The following is an 11,289-nucleotide window of genomic DNA, read 5'->3' as shown; positions in this document are numbered from 1 at the left end:
AGCGCCATGACCGACTACAAGCCCGAAGCCGAAGTCGAAGCAGACTCGCCACGCGGACTCATTCCGCTCGCCGTAGCCGCGGTCATCGTCGGGGCGGCGAGTGGCGCACTCGGTGCGTTATTCCGCTTTTCGCTCGAACGCGCCGATGCGCTGCGCTACGCGCTCGTTGCATGGGCGCATTCGGGGCATGGCGCGGCAAGCATTGTCGTGGTACTTGCGGCGGCTTTCGCCGCTGCGTTGGCGGCATGGCTCGTCGCGCGCTTCTCGCCCGAGGCAAGCGGCAGCGGCATTCCCCATGTCGAGGCAGTCTTGCATGGCAAGGCGCCGCCCGCTTCGCTCATCCTCATCCCGGTCAAGTTCGTGGGCGGCGTGCTCGCCATCGGTGCAGGACTCGCGCTCGGACGCGAAGGACCGACGGTGCAAATGGGCGCGAGCATCGCGCATCGCATCGGCACCTTGCTTGGACGCAGCGCAACCGATCGCGGCGTCTTGCTCGCGGCCGGCGCGGGCGCGGGGCTCGCCACCGCCTTCAATGCGCCCATCGCGGGCGCGGTGTTCGTGCTCGAAGAACTGATGCGCCGCTTCGATACGCGCACCGCCGTGGCCGCGCTCGGCGCATCGGCAAGTGCGATTGCCATGGCGCGTCTCATGCACGGCGATCTGCCCGACTTCCATCTGCCCGCCCAGCCGTTTCCAGGCTTCGGCATGACGGCCGCGCATCTCGTGCTCGGCGTGGCGCTCGGCCTGTTGGGCACCGCTTATTCACGCACGATTCTCTGGACACTCGACGCATCCGACTGGCTCACGCGTCATCCGTTGATTGCATCGCCGACGCGCAGAGCCTTCGCGCGCGCGGCTGTCACTGGCGCGGCGGTCGGTTTGCTCGCGTGGTTCGCGCCGGATCTCGCGGGCGGCGGCGATGTCCTCACGCAACGAGCGCTGGTGGGCGCGGGCAGCATCGCGGGTGTCACGGCCATTCTTGCGCTGCGCTTCGTGCTCGGCTCGGTATCGTATGCGGCCGGCACGCCGGGCGGTCTCTTCGCGCCCATGCTCGTGCTCGGCGCGCAGACGGGTTTCGTGTTCGGCCGCATCTGCTTCGACTGGTTCCCCGGCATGTCCGCATCCACCGGCGATATCGGCACCTTCGCGGCGGTCGGCATGGCCGCGTTCTTCGCGGCAGTCGTGCGTTCGCCGATGACGGGTATCGTGCTCGTCACCGAAATGACCGCGAGCTTCACGCTGCTCCTGCCGATGCTTACCGCGTGCTTCACCGCCATGCTCGTGCCCATGCTGCTGCGCTGTCCGCCCATATACGATTCGCTCGGCGAGCGCGCGGCAAAACGGCGTTAGCCTCGCGAATGAGCACGGCGGCAGTCTCAGCGCATACGTGCGCATTGCGGTAGTCTCGACGATCCCCCTTCCGCGATGCATGCGGCAGGACAGACCGACAACCGAATGAGGACACGCAAAAATGGAATATCGACATCTAGGCGCTTCGGGCTTCAAGGTACCCGTGCTGAGTTTCGGCACGGGCACGTTCGGCGGCAAGGGCGAGTTCTTTCAGGCCTGGGGCGAAACCGACGTCAGCGAAGCGCAGCGGCTCGTCGACATTTGCCTCGACGCGGGCGTGACCATGTTCGACACCGCCGACATCTATTCGGGCGGCTCGTCGGAAGCCATCCTCGGCGAAGCGCTCAAGGGCCGGCGCGACAAAGTCATCATCTCGACCAAGGCGACCTTTCGCTTCGATAAAGACGAGCCGAACAACGTGGGCTCGTCGCGCTTCCATCTCATCCAAGCCGTGAACGATGCGTTGAAGCGCTTGCAGACGGACTACATCGACATCTTCCAGTTACATGGTTTCGATGCGAAAACGCCCGTCGAGGAAACGCTCTCCACGCTCGACGATCTCGTGCGCGCGGGCAAGATCCGCTATACCGGCGTGTCGAATTTCTCGGGCTGGCATCTGCAGAAGTCGCTGGATGTCGCGGACCGTTACGGCTATCCGCGCTATGTCGCCAATCAGACTTACTACTCGCTGATCGGGCGCGACTACGAATGGGAACTGATGCCGCTTGGTATCGATCAAGGCGTGGGCGCGGTGGTGTGGAGTCCGCTCGGCTGGGGGCGTCTCACGGGCAAGATCAGGCGCGGTCAGCCGCTGCCCGCGTCGAGCCGTCTGCATAAGACCGCCGACATGGGGCCGCCGGTGCCGGAAGAACATCTGTACCGCGTGATCGACGCGCTCGACGCCATCGCCGAGGAAACCGGCAAGACCATTCCTCAAATCGCGCTGAACTGGCTGCTGCAAAGACCGACGGTGGCGACCGTACTGGTCGGCGCGCGCAATGAAGAACAGTTGCGGCAGAACCTCGGTGCGGTCGGCTGGAACCTCACGGCGGAGCAGGTGAAGAAGCTCGACGTAGCGAGCACGGTGAAGCCGCCGTATCCGTACTGGCATCAGCAAGGATTTGCGGAGCGCAATCCGTTTCCTGTCTGATAGCTCTCTTTGAAGGCGCTCGTACCGTACCGGAAAGCCTCTGACGTTTTGTACCGGTACTGTACTGCCGTCTTTCCCTACACTTGGTGCAATAGATTTTTTGTTTGCGGACTGCACCATGCCAATCGACTTCCTGAACGCCTTGCCCGCCGCTGCCCTCTTCGTGATGGTGACGAGCATCACGCCCGGTCCCAACAACACCATGCTGCTCGCGTCGGGCGTCAACTTCGGCCTGAAGCGCACGGTTCCGCATGTACTCGGCATCAGCGCGGGCGTCGCGCTCCTGATGCTTGCAGTGGGGCTCGGGCTTGCGCAAGCCTTCGAGCGGCTGCCGTGGCTCTATACGGTGCTCGAAACCGCAAGCGTGGTCTATCTGCTGTATCTGGCGTGGAAGATCGGAACGTCGTCGTCCGTGCAGATGCGCGACGGCGAGCGCCGCCCCATGCGCTTTTACGAAGCCGTCGCGTTTCAATGGGTCAATCCCAAAGCGTGGATGATGGTCCTCACCGCCGCGACGACCATCCATCTGCATTCGAGTCTCTCGCTCAATGCCGGGCTGATGGCGCTCCTGTTCGTCGTGATCGGCATGCCGTGCATCGTGGCGTGGGCGGCTTTCGGCATGTCGCTGCGGCGCTTTCTTTCAAGACCGCGCTGGTTGCGCGCGTTCAACATCACCATGGCCGTGCTGCTCGTGTGTTCGTTGTATCCCATCGTCGCGCATTTCTTCGCCTGAGATTTGCTTTTCCAGCGCGGCGCTAAACATCCGATGATCTTTTAATTGCCTCTTTGCCGCGCCGCCGGACCGGTGCATACTGGTCCGACGCGCCGGCCGCGCAATTCTTGCCGTCCCCCTTGCAAGTTTGGGACTGCGTCTTTTACCGGTGGTCGACATCGGTCGACATCGACCCATTGCCGTTTCGAGCGATCGCGCATTCACCCTTAAGCGATTCGTTAAGGCGGCTCTTGCCGGCGTGCACGTGCCTCGACTGGCACCGTTCACTCGCGCCACTTCCCGGCGCGGCTTCGAAATCCGTTCAAGGAGTCATGCCATGTCTGGAGCCAACCGCCCATCCGGTCCCGCCACGCGTAAATCTCTCGACCTGGCCGATCAGATCGAGCGCGACGAAATGGAGAACAACCTGCCGGATGCGCTAAACGAAGTCGACGACGAAGACGATCTCCAAGACGAAGCCGATTCCAATCGCGCGCCAGGCAGCTAGAGCGCATCGACATTTCACATATGGAAGCGCGTTACTCGACGCCGCGAGCAGTGCTCGCGGCGTTGTTGCATTTAAATGCAGACATGGTCTTAGGCACATTGGTTGCTCAGGTCCTCGTGCCGCGTCGAACATTGAACAAAAGCGCGGCATGAACCGATGAGCGATGGCGGCGACGATGTCAGTCCGCATGCGAATCAAAAACCAACCAATCGTGTCCCCGTGGGAGGCTTCATGCTCCGTTACGCTGTCATTTTTTTCATCATTGCGCTCATCGCGGCCTTCTTCGGCTTCGGCGGGATCGCAACGGGCGCGGCGGAAATCGCCAAGATCCTGTTCTTCATCTTTATCGTGATCTTCCTCGCTACGCTCTTGCTCGGCGTGTTCAGGCGATGACGAAAGCGTGAGCCCAAACGAAAACGCGCGGATCTTCGGACCGCGCGTTTTTGTTTCCGGCTTTGCTTTTTGCACCAGTCAACCGATGATCACGCGATTGCGTCCATCGCGCTTTGCACGATAGAGCGCGAGATCGGCCGATTCGACCAGTTGTTTCGAAGCGTTTTCGTCGATCACGTCCTGCGTCGCGCCGCCGACACTCACGGTCACGAAGTCCGTGGCCGATCCCGCATGCGGCACTTGCAACGCCTCGACCGCGATGCGAATCTTCTCGCCGAGCAGCCGCAAACCGGGCGCCGATGTCGATGGCAACACCACCGCGAATTCCTCGCCACCGAAGCGCGCGGCCAGATCGGCCGGACGATTCAGACTGGTTTCGATGGCATGCGCGATAAGCTTCAACACATCGTCGCCGGCGACGTGTCCGTAGGTATCGTTATAAGACTTGAAGTTGTCGACATCGATCATGAGAAAGCCGACCGATGCGCGATCGCGCGCCGCACGACGCCATTCGGCATCGAGATAATCGTCGAGTCTTCGACGATTCGAGAGTCCCGTGAGACCGTCCGAATGCGTGAGGCGCTGCAATTCCAGATTCGTTTCCAGGAGCTTTTGCTGCGACTGTCGCAACGCGCGGTACGCTTCGTCGCGTTGCAGCAAGTTCTGATATGAACGTGAGTGATATCGCACGCGCGCCACCAGTTCGATGGTATCGGGCAGCTTCACGAGATAGTCGTTCGCGCCCGCCGCGAACGCCGCGCTCTTGATACGCGGCTCTTCCTTCGTCGAAAGCACGATGATGGGAATGTCGCGCGTAGCCGGATGTTCGCGGTACTGGCGCACGAGCGTGAGTCCATCGACGCCGGGCATCACGAGATCCTGCAGGATCACCGTCGGCCGCGTTTCGCGCGCGACGGCAAGCGCGCTCGCGGGATCGGCGCAATAGTGCAGATCGACATTCGGTTCGTCGGCGAGCGCGCGGCGCAGTGCCTCGGCGATGATCGCCTGATCGTCCACGAGCAGCACCATCACCGGCAAATCGGCGGCAGGCGGCGCATTGAGCGCCACCGCGAGCAGTTCGGATACGGCGCGTTCATGGGCCAGCGAGCGAGCGCTCGCCTGCTCGATGCTCTGAGCCGCGGCGGCCGTTGCGCGCTTCACGCGTTCGGCGAGCGGATCGGGATGAGGGAGCTTCATAAACGTGTCCTCGGAAATGTCGTTATACGCGCTTCTTTTTCTTTGTCGAAAGCATGCGCGAGTGCGCCCGCAATACGCGGCAGCGGCAGGATCGCGACGGCGGCATCGAGCGCGGCGGCCGCTTTCGGCATGCCGTAGACGGCGGACGTTGCTTCGTCCTGCGCGATCGTGTGATAACCCTTGGCGCGCATCGCCTTGAGACCGATGGCGCCGTCGCGTCCCATGCCTGTCAAGAGTACGCCGACCGCGCGTCCGGTCCAGCGTTCGACTACGCTCTGAAAGAACACATCGACGGATGGCCGGTACGGCAACGCTTCGGGATGCGCGGTGTAGCCGAGATGCGTGGCATCCGTGAAATGCAGATGATCGTTGGTCGCCGCGAGCAGCACGACGCCGGGCGCGGGCACGTCGCCTTCGCGCGCAATACGCACCGGCAGCGCGGATTGACCGCTTAACCAGTCCGCCATGCCTTCGGCGAAGGCGCGGTCCACATGCTGCACGATAACGGTCGCGGCGGAGAAATCTTCAGGCAATGCGCCGAGCAATGTCGCGAGCGCCGCCGGGCCGCCCGCCGATGCGCCGATTGCAAGCAGCCGCGATTGGCTCTTGGGCGTGGCCGTCATGGTCATCGAAGGTGCGATCCGTGCGCCGATCTGATCGATCTTCGCGATGAGCGCCGCTGCACCGCGCCGCGCATCGGCACCGGCGAGCGCGGGGGTATCGACGGCATCGAGCGCGCCCGCGCCCATCGCCTCATACACGCGCCACGTGTTCGCGCCGATATCCACCGTGACGACGAGAATGGCGCACGGCGACTTCGCCATGATGTGACGCGTGGCCGCCACGCCATCCATGTTCGGCATGACGAGATCCATGAGCACGACATCCGGCGTCCGCGAGGCGCACAGGTCCACAGCCTGCCGGCCATCGCTTGCAACCCACAGAATCTCGAAGTCGGGGCGAATGGCAAGCGCGCGCCGCAACGCTTCGACCGCGAGCTGCATGTCGTTGACGATACCGATCTTCATCGCGCGCGCTCCGTGGTCATGGCTTCGCCTCGCCGATGAGATCGCGCACCGCGTCGAGCAGCGCCTGATCGTGAAAACTGCCCTTGGCGAGATAGTAATCCGCGCCCGCATCGAGACCGCGCTGGCGATCTTCCGCCCGGTCCTTGTACGACACGATCATCACGGGCGTGCGCGCAAGTTGCGCGTCGCGTTTGATGAGCGTCACGAGCTCGATGCCGTCGAGACGCGGCATGTCGATATCCGTGATGACGAGATCGAAGTGCTCGCCGCGCACCGCGTTCCAGCCGTCCATGCCATCCACCGCGATGGCGACTTCGTAGCCGCGTGATGCAAGCAGCTTGCGTTCGAGCTCACGCACGGTGAGTGAATCGTCGACCACGAGCACACGTTTCGCGCTTGCTGCCGTCGTGTGTAACGCGCTTCTATCGACACGGCCGAGTTCGCCGCCCGCCACGAGCTTTTCGACGGAGCGCAGCCAGTCGTCGAGATCGGCGATGAGCAGCGGGTCGCCGTTTTCCATCAACGCGCCCGCCGCGATGTTGCGCACCTTGCCGAGCCGTTTGTCGAGCGGTTGCACGACGAGCATGCGTTCGCCGAGAAAGCGGTCCACGACGATGCCGTAACTCGACGCGCCCTGCCCGATCACGACGACATCGAGCGCGTCGTTCGCGGCTTCGAAGCTCGGCGTCTGCAAGATTTGATGTGCCGTCACGAGACCCAGCCGCTTGCCGTCGAAGGCGAAATGCTGCTGACCTTCGAGCGTATCGATAGCGTTCACCGGCAGCACGAGCGTGCGCACGACATGCGCAAGCGGCAAGCCATAGGGCTCGCCCGCGACTTCGACGATCAGGCTGCGAATGACCGACAGCGTGATCGGCAACTGCAGCACGAAGCGTGTGCCGGCGTGGGCGTCCTGCGTCACGCGCAGACTGCCGCGCACTTGCCTTACGACGTCTTGCACGGCGTCGAGCCCGACGCCGCGGCCGGATACATCGGTGACGGCGTCGCGCATGGTGAAGCCTGGCAGAAAGAGGAATTCGAGCAGTTCCGCCTCGGAAAGACGCGCGGCCGTGTCTTCGCTTGCAAGGCGTTTGTGCACGACGGTGCGGCGCAATGCATCGAGGTCGATACCGCCGCCATCGTCGGATACGCTGATGAAAAGCGCGCCCGCGCTATGCCGTGCCTCGAGCGTGATGGTGCCGATTTCCGGCTTGCCGAGCGCGCGTCTCAGCGATGGCGCTTCGATGCCGTGATCGACCGCATTGCGCAGCAAATGGCCGAGCGGCGCGTCGAGCAAATCAAGGATATCGCGGTCCACTTGCGTGGTTTCGCCGGCGATCACGAGGCGTACTTCCTTGCCGAGCGAGCGTGCCACGTCGCGGACCATGCGCGCAAAGCCGCCGGTTGCATCGACGAAAGGACGCATGCGGCAAGCGAGCGCTTCGTCGTAGATCTGTTGCGCGAGATGCGTCGAGCGGCGGTCGTAGTTTTCGAGTTCGGCGAGCCGCTCGCTCAGTTGCCGATGCGCTTCGTTCGTCAGGCGCCGGGCTTCGTCGAGCGCGGCCTGTGCGCGCGCGTCGAGTGGCGCGCTGTCGGCGAAGGTGTCATGCAGGCGTTCGAGCGCGCGGCTCGCGTCGTGCTGAATGCGCTTCACGCGCAGCATCGATTGCGAGAAAGGCTTGAGCCAGCGCGATTCGACGAGCGTCTCGCCGGAGTGACTCAACAGGCGGTCGAGAGTTTCGGCGCGCACGCGAAGCATGCGGGCTTCGGTTGGGCGGGATGCTTCTTGCGACGCTCGTGAACGATGCGTTTCGGCGCTTGCGCGCAGCGTGTAGGCTTCGTCAGAACGCGATGTGAGATTCGATTCATCGCTTGCGTGAAGCGCGTGAGCTTCGTTCGAACGCATTGCGGGATGCGTATGATGCGGTGTGTGCGAACGAGGCTCATCGTTTGCACGATGGCGCGACGAAACATCATAAGTTGCGCCTAGGCGAAGCGTGTCCGTCTCATCCGCCGTGGACGTGGCCAACGCCAACTCGTGTGACCCATCCGAATCACCCACCAAACGCGCATTCAACCCCTCGACAAACGCATTCACCTCGCTTTCCAGCGTCGTCTGCGCGTCGATTTCTTCCGCCTGACCGATCCGCACGATCATATCCACGCCGCACAAGAGCATGTCGATATAGACCGCATCGAGCGTCACGCGCGCTGCCTGCGCCGCGACGAAGCAGTCCTCCATCACATGCGCGAGCGTCACGCCGACCGGCACACCGACGATGCGCGCCGCGCCCTTAAGCGAATGCGCCGCGCGCATGCACGCTTCGAGCGTGACCGGATCGTTCGGCGCGCGTTCCAGCGCGATGAGGCCATCGGAAAGAATCTGCGCCTGCGCACGCGCTTCCTCCTGAAACAGGTCGAGCAGCGAGCGGCGTCCGGGATCGGCACTCGTCATCCGAGACTCCCGTCGAGACTGTCGATGAGACGTTCGGCATCGAGCAAGCCGACGGTCGTATCCTTGAACGGCGCAAGCGCCTGCGTATGCGACGCATGACGTTGCGCGAGCGTCGCGGGCACCGGCTGCAAACGCGCGGCCGAAAAGCGATGCACGCCATCGACGGCATCGACGGGAAAAGCGAGCGGTCCTTCGTCATCCGCGTGCGCGTCATCCCGATGCCGTTGAACGACGAGCAGACGGCCGAGTTCGCGTGCATCGACAACTTGCGATTTCGAAACCGCTTTCGCCACGCTTTCCTCAATGCCGAAGAGACGCGCCAGCGACACGCATACCAGCAAACGTCCACGCACGTTCACGACGCCGAGCACCGCGCGGTTACGCCGATGCGGCAACGTATGCACCGGCCGAAGTTGCGCGACCTGCGCACAACACGCGGTCGGCAAGCCGAGCCATTCGCCGCCGATGCGAAACACGAGATACGAAATGGCATCGGCTGCGTCGCGCGTTCGTTTTGCGTCGCCCTTGAAGCGCTCGACGACCGAAACCGCATCGACACGATCGAGCACGCGCGCCGCCGCCGACTCATGGACAGGGCAATTACGGCAATGCACGTACCGTTCGAGCTTCGGACACGAGCCGTCGCCGCGCACGCCGATGCGGTTCCAGCAGTCGTCGATGACATCGGGAATGAGCGGCGTGCGGGCGTTCATCGCGCGCTCTCGGCGCTGCGTTCGGCGCGAGCCAGCATGATGCGCGCGCGGTCCGTGTCGCCATCGAGTTGAAGCAGCGCGGCAAGATGCGTGAGCGCTTCGCGATGCGTCGGATCGAGATAAAGCGCGCGGCGATAATGCGCGCGCGATTCGTCGTGCGCGTTGCGGGCATCGGCGATCACGCCGAGCAGATAGTACGCATCCGCGCTTGCCGGGTGCTTGTGCAACCACCCGCGCGCGATGGATTCGGCTTCGATCAGCGAACCGGCATCGGCGAGAGCGTGGGCTTGCGCGAGCGTTGACGTTGGCGTTGGCGTCGAGGCCGGCGCCAACGCCGGATTGACGCTCACCGGTGTCGAGGTTCGATGCAACGCCATTGCAGGCGCTGCAAACGCCATCGGCTTCGACACGGATACCTTCGACGAGTCCACACGCGTAGCGCCTCGCGCCCATGCAGGCATGACGAATTCGCCGGATGCCGCGGGCTTTATCGGAGGAGCGGCATTCACGATCTCGCGCTCGGGCCTTCTGAACGCGAAAGCCAGCGGAATGTTCGCGGGACTCATGCCTTCGCGCATCAGGAGACCCGTTTCAGCAGGTCCGATAAAGAGCATGCCGCCGTCGGCCAGCAAGCTGTCGAGCACGCGCAACGCGGCGCTCTGCGTCTCGCGATCGAAGTAGATCAGCACGTTGCGGCACAGAATGAAGTCGAAGCGTTCGAACATGCGCGCATCGAGTTGAAACAGATTGGCTTGCGTGAAGCGCACACAGCGCGCCATGCGCTCGTCGAGCTGCCAGCCGTCTTCGGTCGCGCGAAAATGCCGGTCACGAAAACCCAGCGCGCGGCCACGAAACGCATTGCGTCCATAGTGCGCGCGGCGCGCATGCGACAACGCGCGTTCGCTTACGTCGATAGCCTCGATGACGAAGCGGTCCGCCGCGATGCCTGCATCGCTCAAGGCCATCGCCACCGAATAGGCTTCCTCGCCCGTCGAGCAGGGCAGGCTCAGCACGCGCACGGGGTTCGAAGGGCGCTCCGACAAACGAATGCGCGCAAGCCGCGCGAGCGCCGTATAGACCTCGGGATCGCGAAAGAACCACGTTTCCGGCACGACGACCGCTTCGATCAGTTCCTGCAACAGCGCAGGATCGTTCGATACGGCGTGGTAGTAGTCGTCGAGCGTCACCGCGCGCGATGCATCGAAGCGCTCGCGCACCGCGCGCATCACCGCGTTCGTGCCGATAGACTCGGCGTCGAGCCCGATCGTCCGATGCAGCAGCTCGGTAAAGCGGCGCGTGTTGTCTTCGTTCATGATGTGCTCTCGGCAAAGAGCAACGCCTGCACGTCGAGCGGCAACAAATGTTCCATGCGCACCCATTGCAGCAGGCCTGCTTCATCGCGCGCGACGGGACCGAGATAGCGTGCGTGCGGCGTGTCGATGCCCGCATCGGCAAACGCGGCGGTATCGAGCTTGACGGTTCGGGTTGCCTGTTCGAGCACGAGACCCAGTCGATGCGTCGTCGAATCGTGCGCGCCGTCGCGCTTGTATGCGACGAGCGCGAGCCGCGTCGACAAGCGTTCGCGCGACGCGCGCCCGAGCGCCAGCGCCGCGACATCGATCACGGGCACGGGCGCGTCTTCGTAATCGAACAGGCCCGCAACCCACTCCGGCGCGCCAGGCAGCGCCTTCAACGGCGCGAGCGGCAACATGCGCTCGATCTGCGCGCTGTCGAGCAGATAGCGATCGGAGCCGAGCGTGAACTGGACGAAGAGCATGGCGCG

11 protein-coding genes are annotated in these 11,289 nt (G+C 63.6%); 5 read left to right on the top strand and 6 right to left on the bottom strand.

What is annotated here, in order from left to right:
• Positions 1-6: 6 nt before the first annotated feature.
• The 5 genes from clcA to P9292_RS15410 all read left to right on the top strand — a co-directional run bounded on the left by clcA (position 7) and on the right by P9292_RS15410 (position 4,113).
• A complete protein-coding gene (gene clcA, locus P9292_RS15430; RefSeq protein ID WP_309959877.1) occupies positions 7-1,350 on the top strand; it encodes a H(+)/Cl(-) exchange transporter ClcA in 1,344 nt (447 codons plus the stop codon).
• A gap of 121 nt (positions 1,351-1,471) precedes the next feature.
• Entirely contained in the window at positions 1,472-2,500 is a 1,029-nt protein-coding gene (locus P9292_RS15425) for an aldo/keto reductase (RefSeq protein ID WP_309959875.1), read from the top strand.
• A gap of 118 nt (positions 2,501-2,618) precedes the next feature.
• Positions 2,619-3,233 (top strand): LysE family translocator, encoded by a 615-nt coding sequence (locus P9292_RS15420; protein WP_250466581.1) that lies wholly within the window; start codon positions 2,619-2,621, stop codon positions 3,231-3,233.
• Between the two features lie 316 nt (positions 3,234-3,549).
• Positions 3,550-3,720 carry a hypothetical protein gene (locus tag P9292_RS15415; protein WP_244828708.1) on the top strand — a complete coding sequence of 57 codons (171 nt, stop codon included), beginning with the start codon at positions 3,550-3,552 and terminating at the stop codon, positions 3,718-3,720.
• Positions 3,721-3,951: 231 nt separating this feature from the next.
• Positions 3,952-4,113: a DUF1328 domain-containing protein gene (locus P9292_RS15410; protein ID WP_035967564.1), complete on the top strand. Its 162-nt coding sequence runs from the start codon at positions 3,952-3,954 to the stop codon at positions 4,111-4,113.
• Positions 4,114-4,191: 78 nt separating this feature from the next.
• Here P9292_RS15410 and P9292_RS15405 read toward each other — a convergent pair whose 3' ends face one another.
• From P9292_RS15405 to P9292_RS15380, 6 genes are read right to left on the bottom strand one after another with little or no spacing between them, the layout of a single operon-like run.
• Positions 4,192-5,310, bottom strand: a complete 1,119-nt coding sequence (locus tag P9292_RS15405; RefSeq protein WP_284503312.1) for a diguanylate cyclase — start codon at positions 5,308-5,310, stop codon at positions 4,192-4,194.
• A complete protein-coding gene (locus P9292_RS15400) occupies positions 5,307-6,338 on the bottom strand; it encodes a chemotaxis response regulator protein-glutamate methylesterase (protein ID WP_309959873.1) in 1,032 nt (343 codons plus the stop codon). Before P9292_RS15400 ends, P9292_RS15405 begins: the two co-directional genes overlap by 4 nt.
• A gap of 16 nt (positions 6,339-6,354) precedes the next feature.
• Complete coding sequence (locus P9292_RS15395; RefSeq protein ID WP_309959871.1) at positions 6,355-8,793, bottom strand: hybrid sensor histidine kinase/response regulator; 2,439 nt, start codon at positions 8,791-8,793, stop codon at positions 6,355-6,357.
• The gene (locus tag P9292_RS15390) at positions 8,790-9,506 is read right to left on the bottom strand and encodes a chemotaxis protein CheW (protein ID WP_309959869.1); all 717 of its coding nucleotides are present in this window, start codon (positions 9,504-9,506) and stop codon (positions 8,790-8,792) included. Before P9292_RS15390 ends, P9292_RS15395 begins: the two co-directional genes overlap by 4 nt.
• Positions 9,503-10,819: a CheR family methyltransferase gene (locus P9292_RS15385; RefSeq protein ID WP_309959867.1), complete on the bottom strand. Its 1,317-nt coding sequence runs from the start codon at positions 10,817-10,819 to the stop codon at positions 9,503-9,505. The genes P9292_RS15390 and P9292_RS15385 overlap by 4 nt, the downstream gene beginning before the upstream one ends.
• On the bottom strand, positions 10,816-11,283 hold the full coding sequence (locus tag P9292_RS15380; RefSeq protein WP_244828713.1) for a chemotaxis protein CheW: 468 nt from the start codon (positions 11,281-11,283) through the stop codon (positions 10,816-10,818). The genes P9292_RS15385 and P9292_RS15380 overlap by 4 nt, the downstream gene beginning before the upstream one ends.
• Positions 11,284-11,289: the final 6 nt, after the last annotated feature.

This window comes from Caballeronia sp. LZ001 (genome assembly GCF_031450875.1).
GTDB lineage: Bacteria > Pseudomonadota > Gammaproteobacteria > Burkholderiales > Burkholderiaceae > Caballeronia.
The sequence above is the reverse complement of the archived record's forward strand: the minus strand, read 5'-3'. Positions and strand labels throughout refer to the sequence as shown.